This window comes from Polluticoccus soli (assembly GCF_029269745.1).
Taxonomy (GTDB): Bacteria; Bacteroidota; Bacteroidia; order Chitinophagales; family Chitinophagaceae; genus Polluticoccus; species Polluticoccus soli.
This window is the reverse complement of sequence record NZ_JARJHT010000003.1, coordinates 149,610-169,039: the sequence shown is the minus strand read 5'-3', so window position 1 is coordinate 169,039 and position 19,430 is coordinate 149,610. Positions and strand designations below refer to the sequence as shown.

Annotated in this window: 16 protein-coding genes; 12 read left to right on the top strand and 4 right to left on the bottom strand. The window is 48.2% G+C overall.

What is annotated here, in order from left to right; genetic code table 11:
* Window positions 1–115 precede the first annotated feature (115 nt).
* The 7 genes from P2W83_RS16960 (at window position 116) to P2W83_RS16930 (ending at window position 6,068) form a co-directional block, all read left to right on the top strand.
* Window positions 116–412 carry a hypothetical protein gene (locus P2W83_RS16960; protein ID WP_276134960.1) on the top strand — a complete coding sequence of 99 codons (297 nt, stop codon included), beginning with the start codon at window positions 116–118 and terminating at the stop codon, window positions 410–412.
* 272 nt (window positions 413–684) lie between these two features.
* Window positions 685–1,050, top strand: coding sequence for an endonuclease domain-containing protein (locus tag P2W83_RS16955; RefSeq protein ID WP_276134959.1), 366 nt, complete (start codon window positions 685–687; stop codon window positions 1,048–1,050).
* A gap of 716 nt (window positions 1,051–1,766) precedes the next feature.
* Window positions 1,767–2,375: an OmpH/Skp family outer membrane protein gene (locus P2W83_RS16950; protein ID WP_276134958.1), complete on the top strand. Its 609-nt coding sequence runs from the start codon at window positions 1,767–1,769 to the stop codon at window positions 2,373–2,375.
* 28 nt (window positions 2,376–2,403) lie between these two features.
* Window positions 2,404–3,852 (top strand): APC family permease, encoded by a 1,449-nt coding sequence (locus tag P2W83_RS16945; protein WP_276134957.1) that lies wholly within the window; start codon window positions 2,404–2,406, stop codon window positions 3,850–3,852.
* Window positions 3,842–4,831, top strand: a complete 990-nt coding sequence (locus tag P2W83_RS16940; protein WP_276134956.1) for a bifunctional heptose 7-phosphate kinase/heptose 1-phosphate adenyltransferase — start codon at window positions 3,842–3,844, stop codon at window positions 4,829–4,831. The genes P2W83_RS16945 and P2W83_RS16940 overlap by 11 nt, the downstream gene beginning before the upstream one ends.
* A 9-nt stretch (window positions 4,832–4,840) precedes the next feature.
* Complete coding sequence (locus tag P2W83_RS16935) at window positions 4,841–5,449, top strand: hypothetical protein (RefSeq protein ID WP_276134955.1); 609 nt, start codon at window positions 4,841–4,843, stop codon at window positions 5,447–5,449.
* Window positions 5,450–5,531: 82 nt separating this feature from the next.
* Window positions 5,532–6,068, top strand: coding sequence for a hypothetical protein (locus P2W83_RS16930; protein WP_276134954.1), 537 nt, complete (start codon window positions 5,532–5,534; stop codon window positions 6,066–6,068).
* A gap of 73 nt (window positions 6,069–6,141) precedes the next feature.
* Here the strand turns inward: P2W83_RS16930 and P2W83_RS16925 are convergent, their stop codons facing one another.
* From P2W83_RS16925 to P2W83_RS16910, 4 genes are all read right to left on the bottom strand, one after another.
* Complete coding sequence (locus tag P2W83_RS16925; RefSeq protein ID WP_276134953.1) at window positions 6,142–7,701, bottom strand: GH3 family acyl-acid amido synthetase; 1,560 nt, start codon at window positions 7,699–7,701, stop codon at window positions 6,142–6,144.
* Window positions 7,702–7,879: 178 nt separating this feature from the next.
* Complete coding sequence (locus P2W83_RS16920) at window positions 7,880–9,289, bottom strand: amidohydrolase family protein (RefSeq protein ID WP_276134952.1); 1,410 nt, start codon at window positions 9,287–9,289, stop codon at window positions 7,880–7,882.
* Window positions 9,290–9,353: 64 nt separating this feature from the next.
* Entirely contained in the window at window positions 9,354–10,664 is a 1,311-nt protein-coding gene (locus P2W83_RS16915) for an alkaline phosphatase D family protein (RefSeq protein ID WP_276134951.1), read from the bottom strand.
* 38 nt (window positions 10,665–10,702) lie between these two features.
* On the bottom strand, window positions 10,703–11,860 hold the full coding sequence (locus P2W83_RS16910) for an acyltransferase family protein (RefSeq protein WP_276134950.1): 1,158 nt from the start codon (window positions 11,858–11,860) through the stop codon (window positions 10,703–10,705).
* A gap of 84 nt (window positions 11,861–11,944) precedes the next feature.
* Here P2W83_RS16910 and purB point away from each other — a divergent pair, with 84 nt between their 5' ends.
* From purB to P2W83_RS16885, 5 genes are all read left to right on the top strand, one after another.
* On the top strand, window positions 11,945–13,294 hold the full coding sequence (purB, locus tag P2W83_RS16905; RefSeq protein WP_276134949.1) for an adenylosuccinate lyase: 1,350 nt from the start codon (window positions 11,945–11,947) through the stop codon (window positions 13,292–13,294).
* A 14-nt stretch (window positions 13,295–13,308) separates the two neighbouring features.
* A complete protein-coding gene (locus P2W83_RS16900; RefSeq protein WP_276134948.1) occupies window positions 13,309–14,667 on the top strand; it encodes a methyltransferase RsmF C-terminal domain-like protein in 1,359 nt (452 codons plus the stop codon).
* A gap of 36 nt (window positions 14,668–14,703) precedes the next feature.
* Window positions 14,704–15,171, top strand: a complete 468-nt coding sequence (locus P2W83_RS16895; RefSeq protein WP_276134947.1) for an RlpA-like double-psi beta-barrel domain-containing protein — start codon at window positions 14,704–14,706, stop codon at window positions 15,169–15,171.
* Between the two features lie 51 nt (window positions 15,172–15,222).
* The gene (locus P2W83_RS16890) at window positions 15,223–16,239 is read left to right on the top strand and encodes a glycosyltransferase family 9 protein (protein WP_276134946.1); all 1,017 of its coding nucleotides are present in this window, start codon (window positions 15,223–15,225) and stop codon (window positions 16,237–16,239) included.
* Window positions 16,240–16,393: 154 nt separating this feature from the next.
* A complete protein-coding gene (locus P2W83_RS16885; RefSeq protein ID WP_276134945.1) occupies window positions 16,394–19,384 on the top strand; it encodes a T9SS type B sorting domain-containing protein in 2,991 nt (996 codons plus the stop codon).
* Window positions 19,385–19,430 lie beyond the last annotated feature (46 nt).

The window sequence follows — 19,430 nt, the reverse complement described above, 5'->3', positions numbered from 1 at the left end:
GGAGGGGAATCTCGTAAGAGTGCTTTTGTCATTAAAAGATGATGAAAATTTCTATTGTTTTCCAGTTTTAATGTCAGTTTATTATTTTCACACCTGTTCCTTCATAAAGAGAGAGATGATAAGGGATTTCCTATTAGACTATGCTATGCATGTGTTCCTCGCTATCGGGCTTGCATACGCCTTTTTGAAAATAGCCATTATGTATAAGGTGGGTTTGCGACACAATCGCTCCGCTATCTTTCTGCATTCTATTTTCCCGTACCGAAGGCAAACGATCAAGAACACCTTCTACGACCGTTTGCGCCACTACTACAAGATCAGCAACGAGGTGAACCTGTGGTTTTACTGCTTCATGGGGGTAATGCTGCTGGTGTACGGTTTCCTGGTTCTGATAGACTCCGGGCACGCGTAATAATCAAACATAAAACTCCTCTTAAGGAGAGATACCAACAAAATATTTTAAAAACTCCCCTCCTCAGATGAGGAGGGGACACCGGCAGAGGGCGAACAGCCCGTTGCCGGTTGGGGTGGTTGAAAAGCTGAGGAACGCTACAGAAGCTGAAAAGTGTTACACAAGCCCTCATAACGTATCCAACCACCCCCGTTTGCAACGAGTCCTTGCGGACTCTCTGCAAACATCCCCTCCTTAGCTAAGGAGGGGATGTTTTTTGTTATATTTAAATAATGAAGTCAGATCCTGTCCATAACAAGATCGAAATGAAAACAAATCGACGGGAGCTACGAAATAACCTTACTCCTGCCGAAGCTGAATTGTGGAAGCACTTGCAAAACGGTAAACTAGAAGGAAGAAAGTTCCGCCGTCAGCATAGCATTGGCCACTGCATTGCAGATTTCTATTGTCCCTCTGAAAAACTGGTTATTGAACTGGATGGACAAACGCACTTCACTTACCCTGGTTTCGACAGCGACGAGAAGCGAACAGCTTATCTAAATTCTCTCGGTTACACAGTTGTCAGGTTTGAAAACAAATACGTTTTCCAGAGCCTGGAAGAAGTACTGGAAGAAATAAAGACTCATTTCAAAACATAAAAAATAGGTAACGCTAAGACTCCCCTCCTTAGTTAAGGAGGGGATACCGGCAGAGGGCGAATAGCTCGTTGCCGGTCGGGGTGGTTGAAACGCTGAGGAATGCTATTAAGCTGAAATGTTATTACGCAAGCCCTCATAACGCACCCAACCACCCCCGTTTGCAACGAGCCCTTCAGGCTCTCTGCAAACGGCCCCTCCTTAGCCAAGGAGGGGAGTCTTATAGCTCGCGTAGCATAAGATTATTTGTACAAAACAATAAAAAGTAGTATTTTTGCAATAGAACTATTGCGACATGAAAACGACCCGATCAGCCACAAAACCCACCTCACATCTGCAAGAAGAATTTTTTTCTTCCGAAACTTTGATAATTGTATACAATTGTATACAAAAATGACAATTGCACACATGAGAACTGAAATGCATAAGGCAGTAATGACAGGGGCTTGAACGGGTTTATGTCGTACGAGGGTAGAAGGCAGAATTGTATATGCGTTTACACCGGAGTATGACCGGAATATCGCAGGATTTATACAAAAACAGACCATAATTATCACAAAAATGGTCACTATAAGCGTTCCGCAGCCAGCGCCTTACCTATTCGTCCACTTTCAAAAAACGGAGTTTTTAAGAAACTATTAGCTAAACAGCAATCATAAGATATTATTTTTGTCGCGGCAGGTTATTAAAGACCGCTCCAAAATTTTAATTCAACCTAGATGAAATACCTCTCTTTAGCATTGAGCGCATTGGCCCTGGTGGGCGTTATCGTATTGTTTGCTACCAAGTCTGGCAACAATAAAGGCGGCTCGCATACACACACTGCAGCCAGCGCAACCGGTACCACAGGCCGCATAGCCTATGTAGATATCGATACGCTGGAAGCCAACTTCACCTACCTGAAAACAAAGCGCGAAGATTTTGCAAAGCGCCAGGAAGGTATGAAGCGCGAGCTGCAAGGCTCGGCAGCACAAATGCAGCGCGACATACAAGACGTACAGCGCAAAGCCAAAGCAGGTACCCTGACCGAGGCTGAATACGCTGCGGCCGAACGTCGCGTACAGCAAATGCAGCAAAGCCTGCAAACCCGCGAGGCTGCCCTTACTGAGCAACTGCTGAAAGAGCAGGATGAGTTCAACAAAGAACTGCAATCACGCCTGGACGCATTCCTGACCGAATACAACAAAGACAAGGGTTACGATTATATACTGTCGTACAGCCGTTCGGGCCACATCCTGTACAGGAACAAAGACCTGGATATTACACAAGATGTGATCGAAGGCATGAACAAGACGAACATGGCAGATACTACTACGAAAAAGAAGTAGTATTTTTCTTCCTTAAACTCCCATTCATTTGGAAAATAAGAACCAGTTCCACCGCTCGCTCAGCCTCATAGATGGCGCCTTGCTGGTGATCGGATCCATGATAGGCTCCGGTATATTCATTGTAAGCGCCGACATAGCGCGCAACGTGGGCAGTGCAGGGTGGCTGGTGGTGGTATGGCTCATTTCAGGTTTCATTACCTTATCGGCGGCGCTGAGTTATGGCGAGCTGAGTGGTATGTTCCCCAAAGCCGGCGGACAGTACGTGTACCTCCGTGAGTCGTTTGGTAAGATATACGGCTTCCTGTATGGCTGGGCGTTCTTTGCCGTGATACAGACAGGTACCATAGCTGCCGTAGGCGTGGCCTTCGGTAAGTTCACAGGTTATCTTATTCCATCGCTGGGTGAAGAGAACATACTGGTTGGTCCCACGAAACTGGGCTTCATTGAGAACTTTAAGATAACTGCCGCGCAGCTTACCGGTATCGGCACCATTGTGCTGCTCACATTCCTCAACACCATGGGTGTGAAGAATGGTAAGATCGTGGGCTTCATCTTTACTTCGGCCAAGATCATTGCTATGGCCGCGCTCATCATCTTCGGTATCATGTTCATGAAAGACGGCAGCGTATGGGCATCCAACTGGGACAATGCCTGGATGGCGAAGACCATCACCAATACCCCGGAGATGATCTCGCACAAAACGCTTGGCACCTTCGAATTGGTAGTGGCTATCTGTATCGCCATGGTGGGCGCCCTGTTCAGCAGCGATGCCTGGAACAACGTAACCTTCATTGCCGGCGAGATCAAAAAGCCTGAACGTAACATCGGCCTCAGCCTCTTCATCGGAACCTTTGTTGTAACTGCACTATACGTATCAATGAACCTGATGTACTTGAACGTACTCACCATCAGCGAGATCAGCAGCGCCCCTGCCGACAGGGTAGCGCTGGCAGCAGCACTCAAAGTGTTTGGCAGCGTGGGTACTATCGTGATAGCATTGCTTGTTATGGTGTCAACATTTGGTTGCAACAACGGCCTGATACTTTCAGGTGCGCGTGTGTACTATACCATGGCTAAGGACGGCTTATTCCTGCCATCGGCCGGTGTGCTGAACGAAAAAGGCGTACCGGGCAAAGCGCTCTGGATGCAATGCCTCTGGGCTTGCCTGCTTTGCCTCAGCGGCCAGTACGGCAACCTGCTCGACTTTATCATCTTCACCGTGCTGCTGTTCTACATACTGACCATCGCCGGCATCTTCAAGCTCCGCAAGACCATGCCCGATGCGCCACGTCCGTACAAAGCATTCGGTTACCCGCTGATACCTTTCCTGTACATACTGCTGGCATCTTTCATTTGCATAGTGCTGCTGCTGTACAAACCAGACTATACCTGGCCCGGCCTCATCATCGTGCTGATAGGCATACCTGTATATTACTTCCTGAAAAAACGAGGACTCGCAGTTAATAATGAGAGCTGATATAGAACAGTTGTTTGATGATATAGAAAAGCTGCACGTAGTAGTAGTGGGCGATGTGATGCTGGACAACTACTGGTGGGGCGATGTAGAACGTATATCTCCCGAAGCGCCGGTGCCTATAGTAAGCCTGCGCAAGCGCGAAAGCCGTTTAGGCGGCGCTGCCAACGTGGCGCTCAACTGCCGCACGCTGGGTGCTAAGGTTACCCTGGCCAGTGTGATAGGCGATGATGTAGAAGGCAAAACGCTGGAGCAACTGGCAAAGAACGAGGGCATCGATACCTCGCTGCTGCAATGCTGCAAACGCACTACCACCACCAAGACCCGCGTCATCAGCCGCAACCAGCAAATGATGCGACTGGATGATGAAGTAACCGAAGACCTTGCTACAGAAGACGAGCACCCGTTCATAGATATGGTGCTACGCTTCCTGCAAATACAAAAGCCGCAGGTACTGATATTCGAGGACTATAACAAGGGCGTGCTCAAAGAGAATGTGATCAACCGCATCACAGAGCATTGCCGGGAACTCGGCATCATCACGGCAGTAGATCCCAAGAAAAAGAACTTCCTTGCTTATAAGAACGTAACTGTCTTCAAACCTAACCTGAAAGAGGTGCGTGAAGGCCTGCACATACCGCTGACTACGGTAGACCAGGAAGAGATGGACCATGTGCACGCTGTGCTGCAGAAGCAACTGCACCACAGCATCACTTTCGTTACGCTGTCTGAAAAAGGGGTGTACTATAGCAATGGCGATTCGGCCATTATCCCATCGCACCTACGCAACATAGCCGATGTATCAGGCGCAGGTGATACCGTTATCGCTACAGCCTCCATCGTTTACGCGCTCACCAAAGATGCCCGCCTCATGGCCGAGATATCGAACATAGCCGGCGGCCTGGTGTGCGAAGAGGTGGGCGTAGTACCGATAAAGAGGGAGCTATTGAAAGAAGAAAGTTTGAAACTGTTGACCGATTAAATAATACCCATGCTGGAAACGCCTCCAACACTGCGATTGCCAAGACCGGACGAAGTACCAAATAACGATCAGGAGGAGGTGTTTGAGCGCCTGAAGCAGCGCGAAACTGCGAATATCGTCGAGGGTTACAAATTCAGGTACAACACAGAGCAGGACTTGCCTTTCAAGTTCTTTGCCGAAATAAATATCAATAACTCCCGTCTTTGGGGCTTGTTCGTAGAACTTGCTCACCAGCTGCCCGATGAGGTTTGCTGTATATATGGCGAGTACGACGAAGAGCCTAATTATAGCAGCTATGCAGACAGAGCGCACGTCCTGAACGTGCTAAGCAATTACCAGGTCGAGTTGGCGCAGGATTGTTTCATAGAGTTTGGACTGATCTATCATACAGAAGAAAAGCTGGAGGAAATATTTGTGAAGGAAGCAAAGCACTTGCAGGTATGGGGAACAAATGAAGCAGGCTTCAGACAGCTGATGGCGAGGTTTCAGCTGGACGAAATACCTGACTTGAACTTTGTAGATGAATTCCCTAAAGTAGTAGAGGCGCTTGAGGAGTTTGTTCCAGATGCCAGACCGCCTTATCAGGTCATTGAGGAATTAGAGAATATGCTGCCTTGATGCCGTGTAATAATTATGTAAGAAAAATAAAGATCGACTAAATCGGCATCCCGATTGCAATAACCTAACAAACCTCCATCCTATGTTCAGACTGCTTTGCATTCTGCTATTTCTCCCCGTACTATCTTTTGCCCAGTTTGAAGTTGGGCTGGGAACTTCGAGCAGTCCGCTTTTGCTTGGAGGTACGGCAAGAGTAGCCTACCATACACCTGGTGCTAGTTTCGGTGTTTCTATGGAGTCATCGGCCTGGTTTCTCTACCTAAAGGGTTTCGTAGCGCAGACGGGCGCTTTCATCAATATTCATCCCGCCAAGGTGAAAAAAGACATGTTTCGTTATTTCGGTTTTTCAGCACACTATGGCTGGTTTAATTACGACAATCAACAACCCTCTGATAAAGCGCGTTTTCTGAGCATTTACGGTGGTATATCTTGGCGTTGCAGCAAACATATTTATATGAATTCCGAATGGGGAATAAGAGGCGGAATATTGGACACATGGGAATTTCACGACAACGGCCGGTATACAGGAATACCCAATCCTCCTCCTTCTTACTACGAAGCGACCCACCAATGGTTTGCATACTTCCCGGCCACCATCAGTGTCAACTACCGGTTTTGACGATGAGAAATAATACCCAATAAAAAATCCCCTCACCAAAGCGAGGGGACTTCAAAGAAATTTATAAGACAGGCTATTTAGCCTTACTCATCACTTTCACTTTATTCTTTTCCAGGTAGTCTTCCCAGCTGGCTAGTGCGGGGCCTTTTAGCACCCGTGGGAATTTGCTCATGGCGCCTTCCTTGCCTACAGAGCGCAGGTAGTCGATGAAGACATCATTCGGCAGCACCTCAACGAACACCTCTTTAAGCGCCGACGTGCGTTCTACAGCATAGTCGTCGTTGATCTCGGCGAGGGTCTCATCCAGTATGCGGCGTATGTCTTTGGCATCGGCGCACTTGTCGTCGCAGCCAATGTACCAGCGGTGGGCAAACAGGTTCTCATGCGCCATGCCGGCTACAGCAAACTCGCGTATGTCGATCTTCAGCTTCTTAGATACAGTGTCTATCGCCTTGTTCATATTGTCGACAGACATGTGCTCGCCACACAGGCTGAGGAACTGCTTGGTACGGCCACTGATGGCTATCTCGTGCTCTTTGGCATTGGTAAAGCGTATCACGTCGCCAATGATATAGCGCCATGCCCCCGAGCAGGTGCTGATCATTACTGCATAGTCTACACCCTCCTGCACTTCATCTACCATGAAGGTCTTGGGGTTGGCTTTGGGGTTGCCATCCTCGTCAAAGTTCTCAGAGGTAAAAGGCACGAACTCGAAGAAGATACCCGCGTTCAATACCAGCTTGATGCCGCTGCCGTCGGGCTTAGCTTTAAAGCCAAATGAACCCTCGCTGGCCATATAGGTCTCGATATAAGTTATATCTCTGCCCAGCAGCTTTTTGAAGCTCTCTTTATAAGGCTCGAACGATACGCCGCCGTGTATGTACACACTCAGGTTGGGCCATATCTCGTGAATGTTCTTAACGCCATGGTATTCTATTACCTGCTCCAGCACTATCTGCACCCAGGCAGGCACGCCGCACACGGTGGCCACGTCCCACTGAGGTGCCTTGCGCACTATCAGCTTGATGCGGTCTTCCCACTTGGGGCGTTTAGATATCTTCTGGCCCGGCTTGTAGAAGAAGTTAGAGATCCATTTCGGCATGTTCTTGGCGCTGATACCGCTCATGTCGCCTTCGAAGTAGCCGCCCTTCTCGTACAGAGAGGTAGTACCACCCAGCATCAGCACACCTGTGCTGAATACCTTGGAAGGAACTTTGAAGTCCAGCAGGCTATAGAGCTGTTTGAAGCCAACCTTCTTGATGGACTTGATCATGTCGCCGGTAACGGGTATGTGCTTGCTTGCGCTCTCGGAAGTACCGGAGCTAAGCGCAAAGTACTTTACCTTGCCCGGCCAGGTCACGTTCTCTTCGCCCTTCAGGCAGCGGTGCCACCATTGGGCAAACATCTCATTATAGGTATGCACCGGTACCCTTTCGCGGAAGGCAGTAGTGAAATCTACCTCCTTGCTCAGTATCTGGTCGAACCCATAGAACTTGCCGAACTTGGTGTACTGACCGCGCTCCAGCAACTGGCGTAACGTGTGCCTCTGGTAGGCACCGGGCGTTGCCACTGGCAGCTTGAACTGTTTGCGGATCTGTAATGAACGGGCGATGATGTTACCTAATAATGCCATGCTTTCCGAACCGGGATTGTATCTGGTCTAAGGCCACAAAATTAGATTTTTAATCGCTCTTTTACATCATTTGTATTTTGCTAAAGTGTAATGCATGGCTCAGTTGGTGGAAATTATTGTTTCACCAGCTGTTGAGAATGAATGACTTCGCTCGCTCAATAGGCAGTAGTACTGTCGCTTACTGCAGGGCATCAATGCCCGACTCAAACTCAGTAAACCGCTGCTCCAGGTCGGCCTTGAGTTTCTCCTTAACTTCCTCTTCTTCAATGAACGAGTACTTGATGCTGTTGAACACGTAACGCTTGATGTCCTTGTAGCTGATGTCTGGGTAGCGCTTGGCCAGCAGCACGTATTGTTCTGCCAGGTTGGTACGCAGTACGCCAGCATCGTCGGTGCTGATAACTATGGGTACATGGAACTGCTCGTAAAGGCTGATCGGGTGCCTGTCGTTCTTCACTTTTAGTATGAACTCGTTGCTCGCCAGGTTGATCTCGACGGCAATCTTGTTCTTTGCCATATAGCGCAGCAGGTCGTGGCTCTTGTACTCGTAAGGTATGTCAACCCCATGGCCTATGCGTGTGGCGCCGGCTACGTACACGGCGTCGTTTATATGCCAGGTCAGTTCTTCAGGTTGTACCATGCCCAGTACCAGCTCACCGGCGTGCATAGAGTACTCCACGCCCGGATATTCATTGTGCAGGAACTTGTACATCTGCATATGCAGCCAGTAGTCCGCCATCGATGTTTCGTTGTTCTCAGGTGCAACGATGTTCACGCCCACCATCAGCGGACTGCTATTGGCCGACTCAAAGGCCACAGCAAGGCTCTTGAACACAACGAGCGGCGGCACCACGCGCGTCACATAGTTTTGGTAGCGCATGGTGAATTGGGCGTCGTCTATTTTGGCATCTTCATGCAGTTGGGCTACTTGTTTGTTATAGGAGCTGGCGCAGCCTTTGATATTGCGGGTCTGCAGCCAGGTATATAGTTCACCAAGTAGTTTCTGAGCCGTGGCTTCATCCCGGTTTGTTTGTGCGGTTCTCAGCAAAGCCTGGTACTTGTTCACAGGCCCAAGGTCTATATTACAAGGTATGCTGGTGAACATTGTTTCGATATAGCTCACGTTCTCTTTGATAGCCCTGTTCTTCAGTTCCAGCAAGCCTGCCTTCAGGCTGTCGCCGCTGGTAACACCGAAGCCGCCAAAGGTTTCAAAGAACTGCAAGTCGGAGGGGTAGCTGACGCCGTTGTAATCCTTCACCGACCATTTCTGTACCAGCTGCTGTTTGTAGTATCCCAGCGAATCGCCCAAGGTAGAAAAGCGCACATAACCTTTGGCACTGTCCTTTCGCACTACGTTGGTGGCTTTGTTGATGAAGTAGTTGTTGGTCACCACACGGTTGATGTAGGTCTCGGCATATACAGAGCCTGTGTAGTGGTGGTGCAGATCACCGCCTTTTGGCATAGCCGAAAAGAAAGCCGTGAGTGCAGCTGAGTTATTACGTATGGAGTTGAGATAGTCCCCGGTAGATTGTGCAGTAGCGGTAGCCGATGCCATCAGCAGGCAGGCCGCGAAAGAAGTTGTTTTCAATGTGTATGTGTTTTGGCGTGAGTACAAATGTTGGAAAAATGTACTTCAATTCAAAACACAGTTGTTACCAGAGATATTCCAGCTCTTTCTCACTCACCTGCCATTCGGCCAGCTTCTCGCCTTTTAATCCCAGGTATTCAACGCGTAACTTTCTTGAGCCCGCCTTGCCTGATACGGACACTCTCGCATAGTTTTGCTTTTGGTCGACAAGTGTGCCCGGTACGCGCAAAGGATTGTTTAGCTCTTTATCCACTTTATGAACATTGGAGGTGAATGGTGATACGGTAACATCGTACAGTGGGTAGTGCCTGCGCCTATTGACACGAATGATCTCTGAATGATGGCGGTCGCCGGTGAAGAAGATGACGCCCTCTATCTTCTTCTTTTCAATATAGTTCATCAACTCGTCGTACTCCTCAGGGAACTGGTAGAAACAATCGTACTTGGTGTATTCGTTCAGCATCTGGCTGCCTGATACGATGATGTTGAAAGTGGCATCGCTACTTTTAAGCTCTTTCTTCAGCCAGTCCATTTGCTCTTTGCCAAACATCAGCTTGCTTTTGTTTTTGTTGCCGTCTATCATAGCGGGCTCCTTGTCGCTGCTGCGCCACCAGCGGTCGTCCAGCATAATGAACTTAACGTCGCCATAGGTAAAGCTGGTGTAAATGCCCCTGTCATCCTGGCCATAAGAAGGATTGGCCCAATAGTCGATGAAGGCGCGGCGTGCATCTTCTTTCAAAGGAAAGTCTTTGTCAGAATCATTAGGTCCGTAGTCGTGGTCATCCCATGTGGCATAGTGCGGCATGGCCCTGAATAGCGGCTGCAGGATGGGCATGCTGCGCACATGGTACGCGCCCTGCCAAAGTATCTCGCTACGCGGTATTTTATTAGGTAAGTACCAGTTGTCGCCAAGCCACACCATGAAATCAGCAGGCGTGTTGGCCATCGATGTGAAGATGGATGTATCTAAGACGTTGGCAGCGCAAGAGCCTGTAAGAAATGAGAAATCAACTACTTCCCGTTCTGGTTGCGTGGTAAAGCTGTTCCTGATGGCACCATTGTGTGCGGAGCCTGATGCTGTGATCTCGTAATAGTAAGTGGTCGCGGGATTGAGTTCATTGATGGTGAATACCGCAGTATTGAAGCGTTTGCTGAGTTCGCCGTAATAGTCAAAGCTTTTACGCTGCAGCGAGTCGCTGGCAGGCCAATAGGCTATCTGCATTTTGGAAACGTCTTCGGCTGCTTCTATCCATATGTTGGCGGTGTTGCGGCTAACATGTCCTGCCATGGGGCCAGCAATGAATACCTGGGCATGGATCGAAGGGGCAAAAGCACACAGGAACAGAAGTAAGGCGAAATGCACGCAGATTTTCATGCCCGAAAGGTAGTCTGAAATTTTTTAACGAAGAGCAGCTATAGCCGCGGTATAGCGTCTGCGGGCGGCATGGGTTCTTCTGTCTTGCTTGCAAAACGTTCACGCAGGTTCATCATCGGTCGCTCATAAAACCTGTACAGCAAGTATGCAAGCCCAATGGTCAATGACCAGAAAAGGGTGTATGCAAGCAGGCAGGCGGCAACGCTGGATTGCATATTGGCGCCTGTTACCTTCAATATACCAGCTATCAATACCTTTTGCACAATGGTGAAATTGAGCAGGTACATAGAATACGAAATGACGCTGATAAAGCTAAGGAACCGGAACGCCGGGCCTTTGCCAGTTGATATGGAACGGAGTTTTGGCAGCAATAGCAGCACGCCTATCGCCTGAACCGAAAGGTCGAAGTGCTGATAGTAAAAATCAGATAAGGTTCCCATGATCCTTGCACCGAATAGCAGAAGTATGCCTGCAATGAACAGTGCGTTCTTCCTTGCATTCCAAAGCTTAGGGAAGTAATAGCATAGGTACGCTCCCAGCACGCCAAACATAATGCTGTCCATGCGCGTCAATACTGTTTTTCGGATGTAACGGTCCCAGGTATGATTGGCGAAATACTCTGGATGCGCCAGGTTTGTATAAAGCCTGTAGCAGGTGATGGAAACCAGCACAAAGCATATCCAAGAAAGGATTGTCAGTCGTTTGGGGGCTTTGGCTAATGCGGTCAGCAGGAATAGGCCGGCGGGTACTAAAAGGTAAAACCATTCTTCTACCGAAAGGCTCCACGCCTCGCCAAAGAAATCAGGATGCGGTGAAGCAAAGTTTTGGGTGAAGCTGAAAAATTGAAGTGCTTTATCGGGGAACTGCCCAAAGGCATATCTATACGCCGGTAGCAGCATTAGTAAGATCAGGAAATAGTTGGGCAGGGTGCGAAACCATCGCCGTATCCAGAATTGCCACAGGTTGCCGGGGCTGGCCTCGTTATTGTCGATGGTTTTTATGAGGATGCCGCCAATAAGGAAACCACTCAGCACGAAGAATATGCTTACCCCGTCGAGTATGAACAGCCAGTAATAATGAACGTTGAAAATGGGTTCCAGGTAAGTGAGGCTATGCGACTGCATGACGAAAAGTATAGCAGCTGCCCGCAATATGTCGAGGCCGTAGATACGCTTGCTGGATGCGGGTTTGCTCACATTTGTAAAGTTAATGGTTATCAGCCAGAAAGCTAAAGTGAGGCCCCGCTTTATACTGTCAGGCTCATACTGTACTTTTGCGCCATGGAATTATCAGCGCTTACAGCCATCAGCCCTGTCGACGGGCGTTACCGCTCGCAACTTGCGGCACTGGCTCCTTATTTCTCAGAGTTCGGATTGATACGCTACCGCGTAAGGGTAGAAGTAGAATACTTCCTGTTCCTTGCCGAAAAGAAGATATTCAAGCTGCCTGCGGCTGCAAAGCCTGCCAAGCTGCGTACCATCTACCAGGACTTCACTGAAGCTGATGCGCAACAGATAAAAACCATAGAACGCACCACCAACCACGACGTGAAAGCGGTGGAATACTTCCTGAAAGAGAAACTGAAAGCCCTGGGCGCCGGCGATGCCGTTGAATGGGTGCACTTTGGCCTGACCTCGCAGGACGTGAACAACACTTCGGTTCCTTTGTCTTGGAAAGAGGCGCTGGAAGAGCAGTTCCTGCCTATGTTGCAGAACGTAGTACTGTCGCTGCGCAAAATGTCTAAAAGCTGGGAAGGCATACCGATGCTGGCCCGCACGCACGGTCAGCCTGCTTCGCCTACCACACTGGGTAAAGAGTGGATGGTGTTTGTAGAGCGCCTGGAAGGACAGATACAACAACTGTCTCATGTGCCATTCGCGGCTAAGTTCGGCGGTGCAACCGGTAACTTCAATGCACACTATGTTACCTTCCCTGATAGGGATTGGGTAAGATTCGGTAACGACTTCGTGAATAATAAACTGGGACTGGAACGTATGCAGTACACCACCCAGATAGAGCACTACGATAACCTGGCTGCACAATTCGATGCGCTGAAGCGGATAAACACCATATTGATAGACCTTAGCCGTGATATATGGAGCTATATCTCCATGGACTACTTCAAGCAGAAAGTAAAAGAGGGCGAAGTAGGATCATCTGCTATGCCGCATAAGGTGAACCCGATAGACTTTGAAAATGCTGAAGGTAACTTTGGTATTGCCAATGCTATCTATGAACACCTTGCTGCCAAGCTGCCTATCAGCCGCCTGCAGCGTGACCTGACAGATAGCACTGTGCTGCGTAACGTAGGTGTACCTATGGCGCATAGCTTCCTGGCACTGCGCTCGCTGGAGAAAGGTCTAAATAAGCTACTGCTGAACAAAGACAAGATGAAGCAGGATCTCGATGCCAACTGGGCTGTGGTAGCGGAAGCTATCCAAACAGTATTGCGTCGCGAGAATTACCCGCAGCCGTACGAGGCGCTGAAAGCGTTGACACGCGGTAAGTCAGGCATCAATAAAGAAGACATCCACAACTTTATCAATACCCTCAAGGTATCGGCTAAAGTGAAGAAAGAACTGAAATCGATCACGCCGCACAACTATGTTGGCGTGCCTTTTAAACTGTAATTCAATCCACGATATTGGCCGCATTACCGGAACAACTGCTTCGCGAACTGGAAACCGTAAAAGGTTTTGACAGGGAAAATTTTGAAGCAGCGCACCGGCAGCCTGCGGCCGTGTCTGTACGCCTGCATCCTGTAAAAGGGGCAGGCGTATTTGCTGATAATACACCAGTGCCGTGGTGCGAAACAGGTCGTTACCTGGACGCTCGTCCGGTGTTCACGCTCGATCCATTGTATCATGCAGGTGCATACTATGTGCAGGAAGCATCGTCCATGTTCCTCGATCATATGATCAGGCAACTGTTGCCGGAACGTAGCGGCCTGCGCGCGTTGGATCTGTGTGGAGCGCCCGGCGGCAAGAGCACGCTGGTGGCTTCGCTGCTGGAGCCAGACAGCCTGCTTGTCTGCAACGAGGTTATCCGCACGCGTGCATCTATACTGGAAGAGAACATATCCCGCTGGGGGTATATGAATACCTGGGTGACCAGCAACGATCCCAAAGACTTTGGTAAGCTGACTGGTTATTTCGACCTGATAGTAACCGATGCACCATGTAGCGGTTCTGGCTTGTTCAGGAAAGATGCTGCTGCACTGAATGAGTGGAGTGAGTCTAACGTACTTCTCTGCAGTCAACGCCAGCAACGCATACTGGCCGATGTTTGGCCTGCCCTGAAGGAAGACGGTATTCTTATCTATGCCACCTGCTCCTATTCGCAGCAGGAAGATGAAGAGATACTCGACTGGCTGGCCACCGAATTTGAAGTGGAAAGTTTGCCCGTGCCGGTAAACGAAGAGTGGGGGATAGTGCAAGTGACAACTGCTAAAGGCATGTTCGGCTATAGGTTCTTCCCGCACCGCGTAAAAGGCGAAGGGTTCTTTATTGCAGCATTGCGCAAAAAGGAGGCTGAAAAGACGATCGCCTACACGAAATACAAATCAACACACGATAAAAAGGCGCATCTGCAAGCGGCGCATGTACTCAACTTCGCAGACTGGTTATGTGTTCCAACCGGAGAAGAGTATAGTGCTATTCGTTCGGAGCACGAAGCTGATATGCACCTGCTAAGTAAGTATGTATATCTGCGCAGAACGGGCTTGCCTATAGGCTCACCAACCGCGAAAGAATGGCTGCCTGCTCACGATATTGCCTTGAGCATCGATCGCAGCAGTTCCATCGCCACGCTGGAGGTCTCGAAAGAACAGGCATTAAAATTTCTTAAAAAAGAAGACGCTGAGCTACCGCAGGTGGATAAAGGATGGTATCTTGTTACATATAAAGGACTGGGCTTAGGATGGGTCAAGGCATTAGGTAACAGGTTTAACAATTATTTACCGAAACACTGGCGCATCAGAATGGATATTAACGATACGGACTAGGGAGAAATTAGTACCTTCATTTAATCCCCAATTGTCATGTTTAGGCTGTTGTTTAGTATTCTGTGTGCTTGTTTGATCCTGCCGGCTTTGGCCCAGCAAAGGACTGCCGGTCTCATTTCTAAAAAGAAATCTGCCGATACCATAATTATCATAAAAAAGGCTGCTCCGATTGATACGCTTAGTCCCGAGGAAAAGCTGTTTATGGAGCAAACCCATAGCGGCACTAAGATCACCGAAGAAAAAGGTGGTGCTGTGTTCTTCGGCAACGGAAGCAAGATAAAAGGCACCAACCTGTATTATGCCTTTCACAATACTGCTCCCAAAGGCACTATTATAAAGGTGTACAACCCGGGTACAGAAAAGACCATTTATGTAAAAGTGCTCAGTGTCATTCCTGGCACCAAGCAATACCATAACAGCATCATCGGCATCAGCGCCGGGGCCAAACAAGAGCTAGGTGTGGCTGATGAAAAGACCTGGTGTGTATTAGAATATGCGCCGTAAACTCTTAGATAACTTTCAATTTTTGATTCTGTTTTTGTAGGTTGGCGGCTCATGAAGGTCCTTGTTATCCGTTTTTCTTCCATTGGTGATATTGTATTGACTACTCCCATAGTACGTTGCATTAAGCAACAGAAACCGGGAGCAGAGGTGCATTTTCTTACCAAAGAATCTTTCAGGTCTATAGTAGCGTACAATCCGTATATCGATAAGGCGCACTATATGAACGAGGACCTGCCAGCTGTTATTGAAGATCTGAAAAAGGAAAAATTTGATGTGGTGATCGACCTGCACCGTAATATCAGGAGTGCGCGCGTGAAGAAAGCGTTGAAAACCAAGTCATATACTTTCGATAAGCTCAATATCCGTAAATGGCTGCTGGTTAACTTTAAAATGGATACTATGCCCGACAAGAGCATAGTAGACCGTTATTTTGAGTGCATCAGGCCACTGGGCATTAAAAACGACGGGCAGGGCCTGGATTATTTCGTTCCAAAGAATGCTGTCCTGAAAAACTCTGACCTCCCGATGAGCCATTGGGCCGGCTATGTTGCCTGTGTTATCGGTGGGTCATATAACACCAAGAAACTGCCGGTTGAGAAATGGAGGGAGTTTATCTCAAAGGTTCCTTACCCGGTAATACTGCTGGGTGGTCCCGAAGACAGGGAGGAAGGTCAGCAAATAGCGGAGGGTAACAATATAAAGGTGTATAACTCCTGTGGGAAGTTCAACCTGAATGAATCTGCCTATATAGTAGAAAAAGCTAAGGTGATAGTAAGTAACGACACCGGCCTGATGCATGTGGCCGCGGCATTCAACAAGCCTGTTATTTCCTTGTGGGGTAATACCTCGCCGGAGATGGGCATGTTTCCCTATTATGGATATAATAATTTAAATACAACCGTTTCTCCCAATTCCATTATATTGGAAAACAAAGGGTTAAGTTGTCATCCGTGCAGCAAGTTGGGCTATAATAAATGCCCCAAAGGACATTTTAAGTGTATGAAAGAATTGAATATGAACGATTTAACAGAATTTGTGAAGAAATTATGGAATACATCCCAACGTTAACGCCCAGCTTGCCGTCTTTCGTTTGGGCAACGGTTCAATTTTAACAATTGATATTTTTTTCAATCTAAATGAATCTGGCTCATTCAGTTAAAGAGTTTTAAAGTTTAAGAATATTCGCCTTATATTGTTGGTCCGTATAAAAAATTACCTAAAAATGAGAAAAAACAGTTCGTACCTATTAACACTATTGGTCTTATTGTTGTTCGCGGCCAAGCCTACAGAAGTGAAGGCTTCGCACGCGGCCGGTGGTGAGATCATTTACGAGTGGATAAGTGACTCTACTTACCGCGTTTTCTTCAAGTTTTATCGCGACTGTACAGGTGCCGGTGCACCTACGTCGCAGCCGCTGTGTTACAAAAACAGTTGTAACTCAACGGTATACCAAACTACCATGGCCGTATACCCGGGCGTTATCCCTCCGGGCGTTCCTAACGGTTCTCCCGTAGCTCTGGGTTGCTCTCCGTCGTTGTACCCAACCAACTGTACCAACACGTCGAGCTCCATCCCGGGTTACCACGAGTGGTGGTATTATGCCGATGTTACGCTCCCATTCCAGTGTAACTACTGGACGTTCTATACATTTATAGGTAACCGGAACCCGAGTAACAACCTCGCTGGTTCTACCGGTCTTTATTTTTATACAGAGACAACATTTGACAACACTGGTAGTTTCCAGGGCAACTCATCACCTTATTTCTCCAACAAGCCGATACCTTACGTTTGCGTAAACGTTCCGTTCCAGTTCAACAATGGTGCGGTTGACCCGAATGGCGACTCACTTTCGAGCGACGTTCAGCAGCCATATAATACTGCAGGTTCGTGCTCTTCAAACCCGACAGCTGCTCCGTTCAACAACCCGGTGGCTCCGCCTTATCCTAACTACGCGCTCCCTAGCAACCCGATACAGACTGCAAATACTTTTACACTAAATGCTGCGACCGGTCAAATGAACTTTACCGCTCCAGTAGTTGGTGCATATACACTTTCAGTACGTACCCGCGAATTCCGCAATGGTTTACTGATCGGTTCTATTCTTCGTGATGTGCAGGTGCAGGTAATTGGTAACTGCGGTGCTACGGCTCCGGTAGTGACTCCAAAACCACCACCCTCAGTTATTACCGTCGGTGGCCAGATACAAGGTTGTGCCGGTCAGCCGCTGAGTTTTGGATATGATCTGAAATCGTCTAACCCGAACTCAATACTTATTGGTGAGGATAACCATAATTTCTCGATACCTGCGGCCACTACTGCATATTTCGGTCAGAAAACAGACTCGGTACGTGGTGAATTCAGCTGGACACCTGGTCCTAACCAGTCGGGTCTGTTCAACCTGTCTGTTACCGTTCGCGACTCTACCTGCGATCCTCCCGGTATCATGTACACGTACATTTCAACCATACCTATATTTATATGGCCTGCTACAAAAGCAAGCAATGACACAACTGTTTGCCCTGGTCAACCAGTGCAGCTGAGTGTGGCTGGCGGTGGTAACTTCCTGTGGAGCACGATCTCTGGTCCGGGCACGTTAAGCAGCACGAATACCAGCGCTCCTGTAGCTACTGCTTATGGTCAGACATCTTATAGGGTTATTTCTCAGCAAACTGCATTCTGCGCTAAAAATGCGGATACGGTAACGATCAACATGCTGCCGACACCAACGTTTACGCCGCTTACTGATATCCTGACTTGTCCTGGTACTGCTTCTACATTCGACCTGAATCTGCAACCCATTTCAGGTGTCACATATAATGTAAAATGGTTCCCACCTACTTACCTGAGCAGCGCTACCGCTGAAACACCAACGGTGACACCTCAGGGAGATATCACTTATTATGTGCAAATTGGTGCTACTAATAATACTTGTACAGGTTTCGATACGGTAGTAGTGGATGTGCTTGACGGCTTCAAGATACTAACTCCTGACACCGCGATTTGTCTTGGTCAAAATGTTAAGGTGAATACCGTAGGTGACTCACGCTACACTTACTCATGGACTGCAATGGACGGCTCAATTGGCAACAGTTCAGTCTCTGATCCAACCAGCATGACACCAACTATTACACCGCCAGGCGTGTCTCCACAAACGGGTAAATTCAAATACATATTGAAGGCCCAACATGTTAACTGTCCTAAGGATAGCATAGCCAGTTTCGATATTGAGGTACAGCCAATCCCAACAGTGGCACTACAAGAGGATGCGGCTATGTGTCATGGCGATACTATGCAACTGGTTGCTACAGTAACACCTGCATATAAATATACTTATGACTGGACACCTGGTACAGCGCTGACTGCTTCTAACATTCCGAACCCGATATTTAAAGCACTGGCTACTACCACATTAAAAGCTACAGTATCAACATCAGCAGGTTGTAAAGACGATGACGACATTACGCTGACAGTATTTCCTGCAGACTTCGTATTCCTGTCTTCAGACACAGCGATCTGCCCTCGCGATACAGCGCAACTGACAATGGTAGGTGCAGGTCTGAAATCGTTCATGTGGACGCCAAATGAAAATATCAGCGATGTAACAAGCCTGCTGCCAACAGTATGGCCTGCCGGTACACAGTTATATACAGTGTATGCACGCGATACAAACGGATGCTTCGATACGGCTAAAGTGAAAGTGACTGTGAAACCAGCGGCGATCATAGATCTGCCTGCTTCAGTGAAACTGTTCCCTGGCCAGAGCCACCAGATGGATCCTAAAGGTAACGCCCTGTATTTCAACTGGTTCCCTCCTGTGGGTCTGAGCAATCCAAATGTTTCGAACCCAATGGCAAAACCAGAAGTCAATACACGCTACGTTGTAAAGGCTACTACTGAGTTTGGTTGTACTACAACCGATTCGATAGATGTACTAATATCTGCTGACAGTGAGATCGATATGCCGAACGTGTTTACGCCGGGCCGCAACTCGAAATTGAAAGTCCTGCACCTGGGCGAAGCAAGGCTGAAAAGCTTCATAGTATTTAACAGGTGGGGTCAGAAGATGTTTGAGACCAACAACATCGAAGAAGGATGGGATGGTACTTACAATGGTGAGCCTCAGCCGATAGGAGTGTATATCTATACGATTGAAGCTGAAACATACACTGGCCGCAAAATATCGCGCCAGGGTAATGTGACCCTGATCAAGTAACTTGATCGACAACGAACCGAGGTGACAAATTAAATACTTCGATATT

Excerpts from the sequence above, each read along its gene's own strand:
- P2W83_RS16960 (WP_276134960.1), top strand. The coding sequence starts at position 116 with ATGATAAGGGATTTCCTATTAGACTATGCTATGCATGTGTTCCTCGCT.
- P2W83_RS16955 (WP_276134959.1), top strand. The coding sequence starts at position 685 with ATGAAGTCAGATCCTGTCCATAACAAGATCGAAATGAAAACAAATCGA.
- P2W83_RS16950 (WP_276134958.1), top strand. The coding sequence starts at position 1,767 with ATGAAATACCTCTCTTTAGCATTGAGCGCATTGGCCCTGGTGGGCGTT.
- P2W83_RS16940 (WP_276134956.1), top strand. The coding sequence starts at position 3,842 with ATGAGAGCTGATATAGAACAGTTGTTTGATGATATAGAAAAGCTGCAC.
- P2W83_RS16935 (WP_276134955.1), top strand. The coding sequence starts at position 4,841 with ATGCTGGAAACGCCTCCAACACTGCGATTGCCAAGACCGGACGAAGTA.
- P2W83_RS16930 (WP_276134954.1), top strand. The coding sequence starts at position 5,532 with ATGTTCAGACTGCTTTGCATTCTGCTATTTCTCCCCGTACTATCTTTT.
- P2W83_RS16925 (WP_276134953.1), bottom strand. The coding sequence starts at position 7,701 with ATGGCATTATTAGGTAACATCATCGCCCGTTCATTACAGATCCGCAAA.
- P2W83_RS16915 (WP_276134951.1), bottom strand. The coding sequence starts at position 10,664 with ATGAAAATCTGCGTGCATTTCGCCTTACTTCTGTTCCTGTGTGCTTTT.
- purB (WP_276134949.1), top strand. The coding sequence starts at position 11,945 with ATGGAATTATCAGCGCTTACAGCCATCAGCCCTGTCGACGGGCGTTAC.
- P2W83_RS16895 (WP_276134947.1), top strand. The coding sequence starts at position 14,704 with ATGTTTAGGCTGTTGTTTAGTATTCTGTGTGCTTGTTTGATCCTGCCG.
- P2W83_RS16890 (WP_276134946.1), top strand. The coding sequence starts at position 15,223 with ATGAAGGTCCTTGTTATCCGTTTTTCTTCCATTGGTGATATTGTATTG.
- P2W83_RS16885 (WP_276134945.1), top strand. The coding sequence starts at position 16,394 with ATGAGAAAAAACAGTTCGTACCTATTAACACTATTGGTCTTATTGTTG.